Origin of the sequence: Streptomyces sp. NPDC059166, from assembly GCF_042755185.1 — a bacterium.
Lineage (GTDB): Bacteria > Actinomycetota > Actinomycetes > Streptomycetales > Streptomycetaceae > Streptomyces.
Genome location: NZ_JBHZCI010000007.1, coordinates 110,978 through 127,077 on the forward strand (window position 1 = coordinate 110,978; position 16,100 = coordinate 127,077).

Consider the following 16,100-nt stretch of genomic DNA (forward strand, 5'->3'; position numbering starts at 1 on the left):
GTGTGCGGGGGGATCCGGGCAACCGAGGGCACCTGGGCGCCGTCAGCGGGACGTCCGAGGGTGCCGGGACGCTCCGCTGGGTGCCGGAAACGGGTACGCCGCCGGGTGCAGGGCTCATGCCCTGCACCCGGCGGCGCGGTTTCGGCCCGGCGTCACCCGGTGCCGCACGGTCGGTGCGGTGAACGGCGGGACGTCAGGACGTCAGGACGTCAGGACGTCAGGACGGCGTGGACTGGCCCACGTCGTAGCGGTCGAGGTCCATGACCTTGGCCCAGGCGGCGACGAAGTCCGTCACGAACTTCTGCCGGGCGTCGTCGCTCGCGTACACCTCGGCCAGGGCGCGCAGCTCCGAGTTCGAGCCGAAGACCAGGTCCGCGCGGGTCCCGGTCCACTTGACCTGGCCGGACGCGTCACGTGCCTCGAACTCGTCCTGTGCCGACGACGTCGACTTCCAGGTGATACCCATGTCGAGCAGGTTCACGAAGAAGTCGTTGGTCAGCGTGCCCGGCCGGTCGGTGAGGACACCGTGCTTCGAGCCGCCGGAGTTGGCGCCCAGTACGCGCAGGCCGCCGACCAGGACGGTGGTCTCCGGGGCACTCAGCGTCAGCAGGTTGGCCCGGTCGAGGAGCAGGTACTCGGCGGGAAGGCGGGTGCCCTTGCCGACGTAGTTGCGGAAGCCGTCGTAGGCGGGTTCCAGGGCAGCGAAGGACTCGATGTCCGTCTGCTCCTGCGTGGCGTCGACCCGGCCCGGGGTGAACGGGACCTGCACCTCGACGCCGGCGTCCTTCGCCGCCTGCTCGACGGCCGCGTTACCCGCGAGCACGATCAGGTCGGCGAGCGAGACCTGCTTGGAGCCCTTGGAGTTGAAGGAACTCCGGATGCCTTCCAGGGCGCGCAGGACCTGGGCCAGCTCGTCCGGGTCGTTCGCCTCCCAGCCGCGCTGCGGCTCCAGGCCGACCCGGGCGCCGTTGGCGCCACCGCGCTTGTCGCTGCCGCGGAAGGACGCGGCGGAGGCCCAGGCGGCCGAGACGAGCTGAGCCACCGTCAGGTCGGTGGCCAGGATCTCCTCCTTGAGCGCGGCGGTCTCCGCGGCGTCCAGCGGCTCACCGGTGCGGGCCGGCAGCGGGTCCTGCCACAGCAGCACCTCGGAGGGGACCTCAGGGCCGAGGTAGCGCTGGATCGGTCCCATGTCGCGGTGCGTGAGCTTGTACCAGGCCCGCGCGAAGGCGTCGGCGAACTCGGCCGGGTTCTCGTGGAAGCGGCGCGAGATCTGCTCGTAGGCCGGGTCGAAGCGCAGCGACAGGTCGGTGGTGAGCATCTGCGGCTTGTGCTTCTTCGACGGGTCGTGCGCGTCCGGGACGGTGGCCTCGGCGTCCTTGGCGACCCACTGGTGGGCACCGGCCGGGGACTTCGTCAGCTCGTACTCGTACGCGAAGAGGTTGTGGAAGAACTCGTTGCCCCACTTGGTCGGGGTGCTCGTCCAGGTCACCTCCAGGCCGCTGGTGATGGAGTCCCCGCCCTTGCCGGTGCGGAAGGAGCTGCGCCAGCCGAGGCCCTGCTCCTCCATGGAGGCGCCCTCGGGGTCCGCGCCGACGTTCTCGGCCGGGCCGGCGCCGTGCGTCTTGCCGAAGGTGTGGCCACCGGCGATGAGGGCGACCGTCTCCTCGTCGTTCATCGCCATCCGGCGGAAGGTCTCCCGGATGTCGCGGGCGGCCGCGATCGGGTCCGGGTTGCCGTTGGGGCCCTCGGGGTTGACGTAGATCAGGCCCATCTGGACCGCGCCGAGCGGGTTCTCCAGCTCGCGGTCGCCGGTGTAGCGCTCGTCGTCGAGCCAGGTGGTCTCCGGGCCCCAGTAGACGTCCTCCTCCGACTCCCAGACGTCCTCACGGCCCCCGGCGAAGCCGAAGGTCTTGAAGCCCATGGTCTCCAGGGCGACATTGCCGGTGAGGACCATCAGGTCGGCCCAGGAGAGTGCCTGGCCGTACTTCTTCTTGACCGGCCACAGCAGGCGACGGGCCTTGTCCAGGTTGCCGTTGTCCGGCCAGCTGTTCAGCGGGGCGAAGCGCTGCTGCCCTGCGCCCGCGCCACCGCGGCCGTCACTGATGCGGTACGTGCCGGCGCTGTGCCAGGCCATCCGGATCATCAGCGGACCGTAGTTGCCGAAGTCGGCCGGCCACCAGTCCTGCGAGGTGGTGAGGACCTCGGCGATGTCACGCTTCACCGCAGGCAGGTCGAGTGCCTGGAAGGCGGCCGCGTAGTCGAAGTCCCCGCCCAGCGGGTTCGCCACCGCGGGGTTCTTGGCGAGGATCTTCAGGTTGAGGCGGTCCGGCCACCACTGGCGGTTCCCGCCGCCCTGGGTGGGGTGCGGCGCGCGGCCGTGGGCCACGGGGCAGCCGCTCGCCTGGGCCTCGGGCACCTCGGGGACGGCCGTCTCGGGCGAATCCGGCGTGACGGGGTCGAAGACGTGTGACTCGTGGTTCTCGGGCATCGCAATCCTTCCGGACCCGGCGGGTCGTGGGGGCGCTGAACGGGTGAGGAGAAGTCGGGCCGCGCAGGAGAGGCACGCTGTTGCCGGGTCCCGTCGCGGGCCCCGAACGCCTCGCGGGCCACTGGACCAGACGGTACCGGGCGGGCGCCACGCGGACGGCGCTCGACCGGCGGTGTCCCGTCGCATGTCTCTGCTGCCGTACCGGATTCTTCCTGTCTCTTGGATGTCGCCGTGAACGATCCTACAATGGACTTCGTCCAAGTCAAGAAGTGCGTAAAAGTGATAACGGCCGAGGTGCTGTGCCGTCGGGTCTTCCCCGGACCGGCAGTGCACCCCCGGAAAACGGAGCAGGTGAGACGGGATGAGCGACCTCCTTCGGCGGCTGCGGGGCTCTGGCCGGCGGATGACCTCGCAGCGGCGTGTCGTGGCGGAGGTCCTCGACGGTGACCATGTGCACCTGACCGCGGACGAGGTGCATCTGCGGGCCGCCGAGCGACTGCCGGAGATCTCCCGCGCCACCGTCTACAACACACTGGGGGAGCTCGTGGCGCTCGGTGAGGTGCTGGAGGTCTCCACCGTGGGCCGGGCCAAGCGCTACGACCCGAACGCGCACCACCCCCACCAGCATCTGGTGTGTTCCGGTTGCGGTGCGGTCCGCGACGTCCACCCGGTGGGTGACGCCATCGGCGACCTGCCCGAGGGGGAGCGGTTCGGGTTCGCCGTGGGCTCGGTCGACATCACCTACCGAGGTCTGTGCCCGGACTGTGCCTGACGGGCGCCGCCGGGTCCGTGCGGTGCCCGGTGAGGTGCGCGGCGCGCGGTGGAGCGCGTGGGGGCCGGTGAAGAGGGCGGTGCCCGGTGAAGGGGGCATTTCGCCGTCGGGCCCGAAAGGTGGGCGGTGCGGCTACCGAGCCGGCCGGTTCCTGGGCGTGGTTCGGATGAAGGCGAGTTGCGCCGGAGGTCTGGTCCTGTGGCGGGTGGTGGCCGTGTGGACACGCGGCGGAGACGGGGCCAGACTCGCCTCAGCCAGTCGGCCGGGGGAATCGAGGATGGCTCATGACGGAGGCGCCGTGCTGAGGCGTTACGCTCCCGCTCGCCCCATTGATTGTCATGGGCATGGCTTCGTTGTCCGGGTGCCGGCCACGGCCGCGCAAGCCCGGGCGGACGGACGCCACGGCTGGGGCCACGCCCTGCCCGAAGGCAGGGATCCCGTCGGCACGGCCCCGCCAGGGGACGGCCGCGCGGCCGGGCATCGCGACCACGGCGAGGCCCCTCCCGCCGACGGCGGGCCTCGACACCCCCGGACAGCGGCCTGACCTGGCCGTCCCGGCTCGGAGCGACGCCGGGCCGGCGACGTCCTCCGGGAGCGCGACCGGGTGGCACCGCCCACGGGCGGGCGCCCGCCGCGGCCCGAGTCGGTCCGATCCCGCAGCCCCGCACCCTCCCGCCTTCGAACAGGAGAGAACCCGATGTCGTCATCCATCCCGTGGCGAGCCCGCGCAGGAACAGCCCTGTCGGCGGTCCTCGCCGCTCTCGGCGCGTTGGCAGCACCCGGCTCCGCACAGGCGGATTCCCCACCCGGGAGCGCGCGAGTCGTGACCTATCACGGCTACCGCCTCGAAGTGCCCGCCGGATGGCGGATCGTCGATCTGACCGAGAACCCGCACGCATGCCTGCGCTTCGACAGACCGGCCGTCTACCTGGGCGAGCCCGCCGAGCAGAGCGACTGCCCGGCCGGCGTGCTCGGCCGCACCGCGGGCATCGTCGTGGAGCCCATCACCGCCGGCTCGGCCTCCCGGACGACCGCCGCGACCGCACGGACCCCGCGCGGCGAGGCCGTCGCACCCTCAGCCGTGTCCCGCGACGACAGCATCCGGATCGCGGTCGAGGACGCGGGCGTACTCGTGACCGCCGCCCACACGCCCGCCACCGAGTCGCTCGTACGCGGCGTCCTCGCCACCGCCACGCTGACCGGCGACGCCGAACGCACCGCGCTGCCCCACGCGGTCCGGCAGGCCGACCCGGCCCTCGCGGCCGCCGCCGGACCGCAACCCGGCAGCTATCTGGGCAAGGGCTTCGACGCCTGCGCCGCGCCGTCGCAGGCCGCCATGGACGCCTGGCAGGCGAGCTCGCCCTACAGCGCGGTCGGTGTGTACATCAGCGGCTCCTTCCGCGGCTGCGCCCAGCCGAATCTGACGGCGGGCTGGGTGACCCGCCAGACCGGAAACGGATGGCACCTGTTCCCCATCGACGTGGGCCGACAGGCGCCCTGCACCAACTACTCGCTGAAGATGTCCACCGATCCGGCAACCGCAAGGTCCCAAGGAGTCACGGCGGCGGCAGGGGCCGTAAGCGCCGCCTCGGGCCTCGGTATCCCCGCGGGCAGCGCCGTCTACAGCGACATCGAGGCGTACACCTCCACGGCGGCCTGCAAGGCGTCCGTGCTGTCGTACCTGTCCGGCTGGACCGAGCGGCTGCACAGCAGCGGCTACCTCTCGGGCTTCTACTCCAGCGCGGCCTCCGGCATCAAGGACGCCGCCGCCGAGTACGCCAACAGCGCCTACACACGGGTCGACCACCTCTTCTACGCGTGGTGGAACGGTGCGGCCGACACCGCCACCGGTTCGTACGTGCCGTCCTCCTACTGGTCGGGCCACCAGAGGATCCACCAGTACGCCGGCGAGGTCACCGAGTCCTACGGTGGCTATTCGATCAACATCGACCGTGACTACCTGGACGTCGGCGACGCATCCGCGCCGGCGCCCACCTGCACCGGCGCGAACCTCGACTTCAGTTCCTACCCCACCGTCCGGAGCGGGTCGGCCGGCGAGCAGGTCAAGGCGGCTCAGTGCCTGCTCAAGGCCGCAGGGTCCGACCCGGGCACCCCGGACGGGATCTTCGGCCCCGACACGGCCGCCGCGGCCCGCAACTTCCAGTCCGGCAAAGGGCTCACGGCCGACGGCGTCGTCGGGGCGAGGACCTGGACCGCACTGCTGGCCCGTGGGGCGGCCACGACCGTCCGCGACGGCTCCACCGGGGAGGCGGTCCGGCGGCTGCAGCGCTCCCTGACCGCCGCGCTCGGCCGGACGGTGTCCGTCGACGGAGTCTTCGGACCGGGCAGCGAACAGGCCGTACGGGACTACCAGTCCTCACGCGGGCTGGGCTCCGACGGAGTGGCCGGCCCGGCCACCTGGAGTGCCCTCCAGGCCGGGAGGTGAGCCGCGGGACGAGGCGGGAGCCACGCACCGGACCGGATAAGTCCTCCTGAGGTAGCGAGAGTTGACGCGTAGGCGCCGCCGGCGGGGAGCCGGCTGCGGCACCGGGTACATCCCGTGGGCCCGCAGCCGGCTCCCCGCCTCGCAGTGCCGGTCCGCGGAGCCCCGGAAGAACCGGCGAGGGCCCGGACCCGCAGCGAGCAGGCGTCGACGAGGCGAGCACGCCGTCGTCCCGGCCGTCGCCATGGAACAGGTCGCCGGTGACGGGCCATCCCCGGGGTGACCGGCGAGCCGGACGAAGTGTGCCGCGTACCTCACCGGTGGGTGCTGTTCAAGAACACCTCCGGGCGGTCAAGCTGAGCCGCGCACCCCGGTCGGCCGGGGTGCGCGCACCGCTGATCGATCTGGGAACACCGTTGACCGTCATCGCAGCGAACGGAGAACACTCGTGATTGTCGGAGTCCTCAAGGAAGCCCGGGCAGGTGAGAGTCGCGTCTCGGCCACGCCCGCAACCGTCGGACAGATCCGCAGACTGGGGTACACCGTGGTCGTCGACCCGGGTGCGGGAGCGGCCGCCGGTTTCGTCGACAGCGCCTACGAGTCCGCGGGAGCGACCACCGGTGACGCGGCGACGGCCGATGTGGTGCTGGGCGTCAACGCCCCGGAACCGGCCCAGTTGGACCGCATCCGGCCGGATGCGACGGTGATCGCGCTCTTCTCGCCCGCCTTCGACGCGGAGATGACCGAGGACCTGGCCAGGCGCCCCTTCACGGCGTTGTCGATGGACGCCGTACCCCGCATCAGCCGTGCGCAGTCGATGGACGTGCTCTCGTCGATGGCGAACATCGCCGGCTACCGGGCCGTCATCGAGGCGGCGCACGAGTTCGGCCGCTTCTTCACCGGGCAGGTGACGGCGGCGGGGAAGGTGCCGCCGGCGCGGGTGCTCGTCGCGGGGGCAGGGGTCGCCGGCCTGGCGGCGATCGGCGCCGCGGGCTCGCTCGGCGCGATCGTGCGCGCGACCGACCCGCGTCCTGAGGTCGCCGAGCAGGTGCGGTCGCTGGGCGGGGAGTACCTGTCGATCGAATCCGCCGAGGCCGAGGTCTCCCGGACGGGCTACGCCAAGGAGATGGACGACGGCTACAAGGCGCGTGAGGCCGAGCTCTACGCGGCCCAGTGCCTCGAAGCGGACATCCTCATCACCACGGCCCTGATCCCCGGCCGCCCCGCACCCACCTTGATCACCGCGGAGATGGTGGCGAGCATGAAGCCGGGGTCGGTGATCGTCGACATGGCGGCCGCCAACGGGGGCAACGTCGAAGGCACCGTGAAGGGTGAGAGGACCCTCACGGCGAACGGCGTGACGATCATCGGCTACACCGACCTCGCGGGGCGCCTGCCCGCGCAGGCCTCGCAGTTGTACGGCACGAACCTGCTCAACCTGCTGAAGCTGATGACACCGGACAAGGAGGCCGGGCTCGTCCTCGACTGGGACGACCCGGTGCAGCGCTCGATCACCGTCGTGCGCGGCGGGGAGCTCGCCTGGCCGCCCCCGCCGGTCCAGGTCTCGGCGGCACCCGCCCCCACGGCCCCCGCCGCCGTCACCGAACCGCGCTCCGCGAAAACCCAGATGACGGTACGTCAGAAGTTCGGGGGAGTGGCCGTCGCGGCCCTCGCCCTGTTCCTCACCGCCGGCTTCGCGCCCGCCGCGCTGCTGCCCCATGTCACGGTCTTCGTACTCGCGATCGTCATCGGCTACTACGTCATCGGCCATGTGCACCACGCGCTGCACACCCCCCTCATGTCGGTGACGAACGCGATCTCCGGGATCATCGTCGTGGGCGCGCTGCTCCAGATCGGGCACGCGAACACGGCGGTCACGGTGCTGTCCTCCGTGGCGATCATGCTGGCCGGTATCAACGTCTTCGGCGGCTTCGCGGTGACCCGCCGCATGCTCGCGATGTTCAACAGGAGCTGACATGTCTGCGACCACCGCCGCCCAGGCGGCCTACCTTGTTGCCGCGTTGCTCTTCATCCTCGCGCTGGCCGGGCTGTCCAAGCACGAGACGGCCCGCCTCGGCAATTCCTTCGGCATGCTCGGCATGGGAGTCGCCCTCGCCGCGACGGCCGTGCTCGCGATCGACGGGGACGTCAGCACCGCGGGCATCGTCCTGATGTCCGTCGCGATGCTGATCGGCGCCGCGATCGGCCTGCAGCGTGCCCGGGGCGTGGAGATGACCGGCATGCCCGAACTGATCGCGCTGCTCCACTCCTTCGTCGGGATGGCCGCCGTACTGGTCAGCTGGAACGGCTACCTGGACGTCGAACACGACCCGGACGGCCACGAGGCCGGCGCCCTGGACACGCTCGGCCTGCTGGGCATCCACCATGCCGAGGTGTTCATCGGGCTGTTCATCGGCGCGGTGACCTTCACCGGGTCCGTCGTGGCGTATCTGAAGCTCGCGGCGAAGATCGACTCGAAGCCGCTGGTGCTGCCGGGCAAGAACGCGCTGAACCTTGGCTCCCTCGGCCTGTTCGTCGCCCTGACCGTGTGGTTCGTGATCACGCCGGACCTCTGGCTGCTGGTCACCGTGACGGTCCTCGCGCTCGCCCTCGGCTGGCACCTGGTCGCCTCGATCGGCGGCGGTGACATGCCGGTCGTGGTCTCGATGCTCAACAGCTACTCCGGCTGGGCCGCGGCGGCGTCGGGCTTCCTGCTCGGCAACGACCTGCTGATCGTCACCGGCGCGCTGGTCGGCTCTTCCGGTGCCTACCTGAGCTACATCATGTGCAAGGCGATGAACCGCTCCTTCTTCGCGGTCATCGCCGGCGGCTTCGGCATCGAGGCGGCCTCGGGGCAGGACACCGACTACGGCGAGCACACGGAGATCACCCCGGAGAGCGCCGCCGAACTGCTCGGCTCGGCGCGCTCCGTGGTCATCACGCCCGGGTACGGCATGGCGGTCGCCCAGGCCCAGTACCCGGTCGCCGAGCTCACCTCGAAGCTGCGTGCCAAGGGCGTCGACGTGCGCTTCGGCATCCACCCGGTCGCGGGCCGGCTGCCCGGTCACATGAACGTGCTCCTCGCCGAGGCCAAGGTGCCCTACGACATCGTCCTGGAGATGGACGAGATCAACGGGGACTTCGCCGCGACCGATGTCGTCCTGGTGATCGGAGCCAACGACACGGTCAACCCGGCGGGTGCGGAGGACCCCGGCAGCCCGATCGCCGGCATGCCGGTCCTCAGCGTCTGGGAGGCCGGGAAGGTCATCGTGTTCAAGCGCTCGATGGCCTCCGGGTACGCCGGTGTCCAGAATCCGCTGTTCTTCAAGGAGAACACCTCGATGCTCTTCGGCGACGCCAAGGCCCGGGTCGAGGACATAGTCGGCGCGCTCTGAGGCGCTCAAGCCTCTCCGAGAGGTGAGCGGCAGAGCCCGGGGCGAAAGCCCGCCGGTCCGGCGCGGTGTGAGACACGCGAGGGACCGGCGGGCGCTCCGCTCATCAGCGCGGGGCGGCGAGCCGTCCGCGCGTCACGAGTCGCGTTCCCGGCCGACGGAGGCGAGGTACGCGCGCCAGCCGCCGTATCCGGTGATGTCGCGCGCGTCCCCGACGGCCTCCGGCTCGCAGAGGAAGCCGGGCGCCGACGTGCCGTCGGCGAGGGCGACCCGGCCGATCGCCATCGGCTGGGGGAGCGAGGCGACCAGCGCGCCCAGTCCGGCGGCCGGCAGTTCCCAGACCTCCGCCTCGACCCGAGCCCCCGAGCCGTCCGCCACCCGGACCAGGCCCGGCTTCGGCGGATCGGTGGACAGTGCGTGGAGCCGGTACGACGGCGCGGTCGTCGTGGCGGCGACCTGCCGGGCGCCGAGGGCCAGCAGCTGGGGGTTGAGCGGCTGGCCGGTCAGATGCGCCCCCACGACGGCCAGGCGCACCGGCGGGTCCGTGAGCAGCGCGGCGATGCGGGTGAGCCGCGACTCGGTGTGCGCCGGGCCGATGAGCATCACCCCGAAGGGCAGACCGCGCACCGTACCCGCGGGGACCGCGACCGCGGCGAGCCCGAAGAGGTTCGTCGAGTTGGTGAAGCGGCCCAACCGGGCGTTGGTGCCGAGAGGATCCGCGGCTACTTCCGCGAGCGTGGGGTGGCCCGGCGTCGTGGGCAGGAGCAGGGCGTCCGCATCGCCGAGGGCGCCCAGGGCGCGGGTCCGGAGGGACGCCAGGCGGGCGCGGTCGGAGTAGACGCGGTGGGCCGCCACGTCACGGGCCCCGGAGATGATCGCCGCGACCGTCGGGTCGAGATCCGGGTGCCCCTCGTCGACGAACGCGCCCACCGCCGTGTAGCGCTCCGCGACGAACGCGCCCTCGTAGAGCATGGCCGCGGCCTCGGTGAACGGCGTGAGGTCGAGCGGACTCAGCCGGGCGCCCCCGGCAGCCAGGAGGGCGGCCGCGTCGTCGTACGCGTCGCCCACACCGGGGTCCAGCTCGCCGAGCTGTCCCCTCCCGGGGACGGCGACCCGCCAGGGGCCGGGGGCACGCTCGGGCGGGTGGCTCACCCCGGTCGTCATGTGGGCGAGTGCCGTCTCGGCCTCCGTCAGGGTACGGGCGAAGACGGTGACGCAGTCCAGGCTCGCGCAGGCCGGGACGACGCCCTCGGTGGACACGGTGCCGTAGGTCGGCTTGAGGCCGACGATCCCGTTGAGGGCGGCGGGCACCCTCCCCGACCCCGCCGTGTCCGTGCCGAGCGCGAAGTCGGCCATCCCGAGCGCGACGGCCACGGCGGACCCGGAACTGGAACCGCCACTGATCCGGTCGGGGTCGACGGCGTTGCGCACCGCTCCGTACGGTGAGCGGGTTCCGACCAGGCCGGTCGCGAACTGGTCCATGTTCGTCGTCCCGATGACCACCGCGCCCGCCGCGCGCAGGCGCGCCACCACCGGCGCGTCACGGTCGGGGAGACGGGCGTACGACGGGCAGCCGGCGGTGGTCGGCAACCCGGCCACATCGATGTTGCCCTTGACGGCGAGGAGACGTCCCGCGAGCGGCAGTCCCGGATCGACCGCGGCCACCTCCGCCTCCACCTCGTCACGGGGCCGCAGATGGATCCAGATCTCCGGACGGCCGGCGGCGGAGATGCGGTCGTAGACGGTGCGGACATGATGCATGCGCGAGTCCTTCGGGGTGTCATCGGCCGGGGCTACGGGCGCCGTGCCGGTTCCGGCGGTCACGGTGCGATCACCAGCAGTGGGGTGCCGGCCTCCACCTGGGCGCCCGGCTTGGTGAGGACGCGGGTCACCGTCCCCGAGGCCGGAGCGTGCACAGGGGACTCCATCTTCATCGCCTCGAGCGCGATCAGCAGCTGACCCGCCGTGACCCGTTCCCCCTCCGACACGGACAACTGCCAGACCGATGCCGCGAATTCGGCCTCCACGAGACGGCTTCCCTCCGGTATCTCGATCTCGGACGGTGCGGCGGGCTCGGCGACGGCCGCCGCACGCGCGAACTCGCCCGCGGCTTCCCAGGCGTCACGCTCCGCGCCGAACGCCCGTGCCTGCTGAGCGCGGAAGGCGGCGATCGAGTCGGCGTTCTCGGCCAGGAAGCGTTCGTGGTCGGCGAGAGCGAAGGTGCCCTCCTCGATCCGGGGGGACCAGCGCCCCGCGGCCATGTCGGCCCGGAGTTCGAGGAGTTCGCCGGCCTCGACGGGATACCACCTGATGCGGTCGAAGAACCGCAGCAGCCACGGGGTGCGCTGCCAGCGCGCCCAGACCTGTGTGGTCCGGCCCACGAACTGGTAGCCGCCCGGACCCTCCATGCCGTAGACGCAGAGATAGGCGCCGCCGATACCGACGGAGTTCTCCGCAGTCCAGGTGCGGGCCGGGTTGTACTTCGTGGTGACCAGACGATGACGCGGGTCGAGCGGGGTCGCGACCGGGGCGCCGAGGTAGACGTCACCCAGCCCCATCACCAGGTACTCGGCGTCGAAGACCGTGCGGTAGATGTCCTCCGGGCTGTCCAGTCCGTTCACCCGGCGGATGAACTCGATGTTCCACGGACACCAGGGGGCGTCGTCCCTGACCCCCGCCATGTAGCGGGCGATTGCCTCGCGGGTGGCCGGGTCGTCCCAGGAGAGCGGGAGGTGGACCGTGCGCGACGGGACGGTCAACTCGCCGGTCGGCGGGATGGCGGCCTGCAACTTACGTACCTGGGAGAGGAGTTCGATGGCCGGAAGCAGGTCGGGGGAGAACTGGATCTGGAGCGAGCGGATCCCCGGCGTCAGGTCGGTGATGCCCTGTGGCCCCGACTCGCCCAGTGACTCGGCGAGGGCGTGGACCCGCATGCGCAGCGCCAGGTCCAGTTGCATCGGACCGAACTCGACGAGCAGGTTGTCGTCACCGCTGCGGCGGTACGTCACATCACCGTCACGGGCCAGGACACCCCCGTCGGCCACAGGGGGCCGGTCCGCGACGGGAGGAGCGGCGGGAGTCCTGCGGAGTGCGGCCGCCGCCTGGGTCGTGACGGGCACGAAGTGGACGGTGTCGCCGGGGCGCACCTGTCCCAGCTTCCACCGCTGACCGCGCACGATCGTCGCCGGGCAGACGAACCCTCCGAGCGACGGCCCGTCAGGACCGAGCAGGACGGGCATGTCACCGGTGTAGTCGACCGCGCCCACCGAGTAGGGCGTGTCGTGGATGTTCGAGGGGTGCAGGCCCGCTTCCCCGCCGTCCGTCCGCGCCCAGCGGGGTTTGGGGCCCACCAGGCGGACCCCGGTGCGGGCGGAGTTGAAGTGGACCTTCCAGTCGGCGGCGTAGAAGTCGAGGATGTCGTCCTCGGTGAAGAACTCCGGCGCGGCGTGCGGGCCTTCGACCGCGGCGATCTCCCACACTGCTCCGATGGAGGGCCGTTCCGAGAGCGGGACGGGACCCACGCCGTCGCGGGCCTCGCCGCCGTGCAGCACGTCGCCCGTTCGCAGCGCCCGGCCGCCGTGACCTCCGAACCTGCCGAGCGCGAACGTCGAGGCGCTGCCCAGGAAGGAAGGTACGTCGAGCCCGCCCGCGAACAGGACGTAGGTACGCAGCCCGGGTCCGTCGGGCTTGCCCACGGCGAGCGACGACCCCGCCGGCACGGTGACGGGCTCCCACTGGGCCACGGCCGTCCCGTCCACGCTCACCGCGACGGGTGCGCCCGTGACGCACACGGTGGTCGCGTGGCTGAAGCGCAGCGTCGGTCCCTGGAGGGTGCATTCGAGTCCCGGTGCCCCCTCGTCGTTGCCCAGGGCGCGGTTGCCGAGCCGGAACGACAGGTCGTCCATGGGGCCCGACGGCGGCACGCCGACCTGCCAGTGCCCCAGCCGCCCCGGCCAGTCCTGCACGGTGGTGAGGGTGCCGCCGGAAGTGACCTCGACGCGTGGGGTGGGGTCGGTGACACCGGCGAGGGTCGCGGTGGAGTGGGTCGCCTCGCGGACGCCCGGGGTTCCCAGCGCGGCGCGTACGAGTCCGAGGTTGGTCTCTATGCCGTCGACACGGGTCCTGGCCAGCGCCTCGTCGAGCCGCGCCAGCGCCTGAGCGCGGTCCGGGCCGTGAGCGATGATCTTCGCCAGCATCGGGTCGTACGACGTGGTGACCTCGGTACCGGTCTCGACCCAGGCGTCGACCCTGACCCCCGGCCCCTCCGGGAAGCGCACACGGGTGAGGAGCCCGGCGCTCGGACGGTGGTCGCGCGAGGGGTCCTCGGCGTAGACGCGCGCCTCGACGGCGTGCCCGGTGGCGCGCCCGGGTTCCCTGACGACGTCCCGCTCGCCGCGAGCCAGGCGGATCATCCACTCGACCAGGTCGACGCCGTAGATCTCCTCGGTGACCGGGTGCTCCACCTGGAGCCGGGTGTTGACCTCCAGGAAGTACGCCTCCTCGCGGGCTGCGTCGTAGACGAACTCGACGGTTCCGGCCGAGCGGTAGCCGACGCTCGCGCACAGCTCCCGAGCGGCGTCGGCGAGCCGGAGGCGTACGGCGTCCGGCAGCCCCGGTGCCGGGGCCTCCTCCAGCACCTTCTGGTTGCGCCGCTGGAGGGAGCAGTCACGGTCGCCGAAGGTGACCACGCGGCCCGTCCCGTCGCCGAAGACCTGGACCTCCACGTGGCGGGCACGCTCGACGAGCCGTTCCAGGAAGACACCGGCCGAGGAGAAGGACGCGGCGGCCACCCGCTGCACCCGTTCCCAGGCGTCGGCGAGCGAGGCGGCGTCGTGGCAGGCGCTCATGCCGATGCCGCCCCCGCCCCCGGTCGCCTTGAGCATCACCGGGTAGCCGATGCGGTCGGCCTCCGTACGCGCCTCGTCTAGATCCGCGAGCAGGCCGGTGCCGGGAGCCAGGGGGACTCCCGCCGCCTCCGCCGCGGCGCGGGCGGTGTGCTTGGCACCGAAGAGCTCCAGCTGTCCGGCGGTCGGGCCCACGAACACGATCCCGGCCTCCGCGCAGCGGCGGGCGAAGTCCGCGTCCTCGGACAGGAAGCCGTACCCGGGGTGGACGGCCCCCGCACCGCTCTCCTTCGCGGCCGCGAGGACCAGCCCGGCGTCGAGGTAGGACTCCTTGGCGGGCGCCGGGCCGAGGCGGACCGCGTGGTCCGCGAGGCGTACGTGCGGCGCGGAGCGGTCCGGGTCCGAGAAGACCGCGACCGTGCGCAGGCCGAGGCGCTTGGCCGTCCGGATGATCCGGCAGGCGATCTCGCCGCGGTTGGCGATCAGCAGGGTGTCGAAGGCGAACGGGCCGGCCGGGCCGCCGGGAGCCGGCAGGGCGTCGGTGGTCATGCGGGCGTCTCCAGGGTCATCCGTACGGCGGTCGGCTCGAAGCCGTTGCAGGGGTTGTTGATCTGCGGGCAGTTGGAGACGAGGACGAGTACGTCTGTCTCGGCGCGGAGTACGACCTTCAGCCCGGGCGCGGAGATCCCGTCGACGATGCCGAGGGTCCCGTCCTTCTCGACCGGCACGTTCATGTACCAGTTGATGTTGGACACCAGATCGCGTTTGCCCAGGCCGTGCTTGGCCCCCTCGGCGAGGAAGTTGTCCACGCAGGCGTGCTGGCCGTAGGTGTGGTGCCCGTACCGCAGGGTGTTGGATTCCTTGGAGCAGGCTCCCCCGACCGTGTCGTGCCGGCCGCAGGTGTCCTCCAGCACGGTCATCAGCGGGGTGTGCTCGCCGGAGAGCAGGACGCTTCCCGTCGTCAGGAAGAGCGAGCCCTGCGCCTGCAGGGTGTCGGGGGCGCTGTAGCGGACGGCCGTGTCGTGGGCGTCGTAGACGAGGAAGTCGACCGCCTGGTTGCCGTGCAGGTCGGTGATGGTCAGGAGCTCACCCGCGCGGACCACGGCGGACCAGGCCGCACGTGCCGGGACGGTCGTGGTGGAGATGTTCTCGGTGCGGCTCATGCGATCCCCCGGGAGGCAAGGAAGTCGGTGGTGTTGGCGTAAGCGCGCCGCCCCTCGGGGGAGGCGTCCCACAGCGGGTCACCGGGCCGAGTGGGCCCGGACCGCCACGCGAGCACCTCCAACGGGGTGGATACGTAGGCGGGGCGGGGGTCCAGCGGGTGCGGGACGTTCGCGATCAGGACGGTCAGGTCCTGCTCGGCGCGCAGGGTGACGGAGGCGCCGGCCCCGGCCGTGCCCGTGAAGTCCAGGGCACCGTCCTCGCGGACCTCCACGCCCTGGAAGAACGAGAGCGACGGGGGCAGATCGCGCGGCTCCAGGCCGTTCTTGAGGGCGGCGAGCTTCAGGAGCTCGCGCCCCGCGGGGGAGTCGGACTCGGGCTCCCCGGCCCCGTACCGCCGCCGGTTGCGCGCGAGCGCCGAGGTGCCGCACAGCGTGTCGTGCCGGCCCGAGGTGTCGGCGACCAGGGTCGCGAGGACACGTCCCTGGTCGGAGAGGAGCTGGGCGCCCTCGCGGAGGTAGGCGTTCCAGCGGACCTTGACCGTGTCCGCGGTGTTGAGGCGCTCCCACGGGCGGCCGTCGGCGTACAGGAGCAGGTGGGCGCAGGCGTCACCGCGCAGGTCGGTGAGGCGCATTTCGGTACCCCGGGCGAGGACACGATGGGTGTAGTTCCCGCCGCCGACGACCTCGGCCCACACCACCTGGCCGGGGGCCTCCTCCGGCCAGGTGGAGGCGGGCACCGTGGGCATCGCCTCCACCCGGGCGCCCTCCTGGGCGCGGGCGTGGTCCCTGGCTCCGTACGTGGTCGCTGTCGCCATGGCGGCGTCCCTCCGGCTCGGTGGCGCTGCGGTCGTTCCGCCGGACGCGGGAGCGGCCCGTCGGCGAGGACCTTTTCTGTCGTGCGACAGAAATTAGGAAGCGGGCGCTTCCGCGCCGTTGCCCTGCCGTTGCGCGCGAGTTACGAAGTGCTCACCCCCGTGGTGCCGGAGTGGCGTGTGCGA

At 72.1% G+C, this 16,100-nt stretch carries 9 protein-coding genes; 4 read left to right on the plus strand and 5 right to left on the minus strand.

The window, feature by feature from the left end:
* Nucleotides 1-217: 217 nt before the first annotated feature.
* On the minus strand, nt 218-2,488 hold the full coding sequence (katG, locus tag ACFXOA_RS07645; RefSeq protein ID WP_385023693.1) for a catalase/peroxidase HPI: 2,271 nt from the start codon (nt 2,486-2,488) through the stop codon (nt 218-220).
* A gap of 361 nt (nt 2,489-2,849) precedes the next feature.
* Between katG and ACFXOA_RS07650 the strand changes: the two genes are divergently transcribed.
* From ACFXOA_RS07650 to pntB, 4 genes are all read left to right on the plus strand, one after another.
* A complete protein-coding gene (locus ACFXOA_RS07650) occupies nt 2,850-3,260 on the plus strand; it encodes a Fur family transcriptional regulator (protein WP_385023695.1) in 411 nt (136 codons plus the stop codon).
* 823 nt (nt 3,261-4,083) lie between these two features.
* Nucleotides 4,084-5,706 carry a glycoside hydrolase domain-containing protein gene (locus ACFXOA_RS07655; protein ID WP_385023697.1) on the plus strand — a complete coding sequence of 541 codons (1,623 nt, stop codon included), beginning with the start codon at nt 4,084-4,086 and terminating at the stop codon, nt 5,704-5,706.
* A gap of 445 nt (nt 5,707-6,151) precedes the next feature.
* A complete protein-coding gene (locus tag ACFXOA_RS07660) occupies nt 6,152-7,678 on the plus strand; it encodes a Re/Si-specific NAD(P)(+) transhydrogenase subunit alpha (RefSeq protein WP_385023699.1) in 1,527 nt (508 codons plus the stop codon).
* Between the two features lies 1 nt (nt 7,679).
* Nucleotides 7,680-9,098 (plus strand): Re/Si-specific NAD(P)(+) transhydrogenase subunit beta, encoded by a 1,419-nt coding sequence (gene pntB, locus ACFXOA_RS07665; protein ID WP_385023701.1) that lies wholly within the window; start codon nt 7,680-7,682, stop codon nt 9,096-9,098.
* 132 nt (nt 9,099-9,230) lie between these two features.
* On the opposite strand, the gene ACFXOA_RS07670 is transcribed toward pntB, so the two are convergent.
* From ACFXOA_RS07670 to ACFXOA_RS07685, 4 genes are read right to left on the minus strand one after another with little or no spacing between them, the layout of a single operon-like run.
* Entirely contained in the window at nt 9,231-10,856 is a 1,626-nt protein-coding gene (locus ACFXOA_RS07670) for an allophanate hydrolase (RefSeq protein ID WP_385023703.1), read from the minus strand.
* A gap of 59 nt (nt 10,857-10,915) precedes the next feature.
* Nucleotides 10,916-14,488 (minus strand): urea carboxylase, encoded by a 3,573-nt coding sequence (uca, locus tag ACFXOA_RS07675; protein WP_385023705.1) that lies wholly within the window; start codon nt 14,486-14,488, stop codon nt 10,916-10,918.
* On the minus strand, nt 14,485-15,102 hold the full coding sequence (locus ACFXOA_RS07680) for an urea amidolyase associated protein UAAP2 (protein ID WP_362550837.1): 618 nt from the start codon (nt 15,100-15,102) through the stop codon (nt 14,485-14,487). Before ACFXOA_RS07680 ends, uca begins: the two co-directional genes overlap by 4 nt.
* Entirely contained in the window at nt 15,099-15,917 is an 819-nt protein-coding gene (locus tag ACFXOA_RS07685; RefSeq protein ID WP_385023708.1) for an urea amidolyase associated protein UAAP1, read from the minus strand. Before ACFXOA_RS07685 ends, ACFXOA_RS07680 begins: the two co-directional genes overlap by 4 nt.
* Nucleotides 15,918-16,100 lie beyond the last annotated feature (183 nt).

Coding starts and splice junctions, on each gene's coding strand:
- ACFXOA_RS07680 (WP_362550837.1), bottom strand. CDS start 15,102: ATGAGCCGCACCGAGAACATCTCCACCACGACCGTCCCGGCACGTGCG.
- ACFXOA_RS07670 (WP_385023703.1), bottom strand. CDS start 10,856: ATGCATCATGTCCGCACCGTCTACGACCGCATCTCCGCCGCCGGCCGT.
- ACFXOA_RS07685 (WP_385023708.1), bottom strand. CDS start 15,917: ATGGCGACAGCGACCACGTACGGAGCCAGGGACCACGCCCGCGCCCAG.
- katG (WP_385023693.1), bottom strand. CDS start 2,488: ATGCCCGAGAACCACGAGTCACACGTCTTCGACCCCGTCACGCCGGAT.
- uca (WP_385023705.1), bottom strand. CDS start 14,488: ATGACCACCGACGCCCTGCCGGCTCCCGGCGGCCCGGCCGGCCCGTTC.
- pntB (WP_385023701.1), top strand. CDS start 7,680: ATGTCTGCGACCACCGCCGCCCAGGCGGCCTACCTTGTTGCCGCGTTG.
- ACFXOA_RS07650 (WP_385023695.1), top strand. CDS start 2,850: ATGAGCGACCTCCTTCGGCGGCTGCGGGGCTCTGGCCGGCGGATGACC.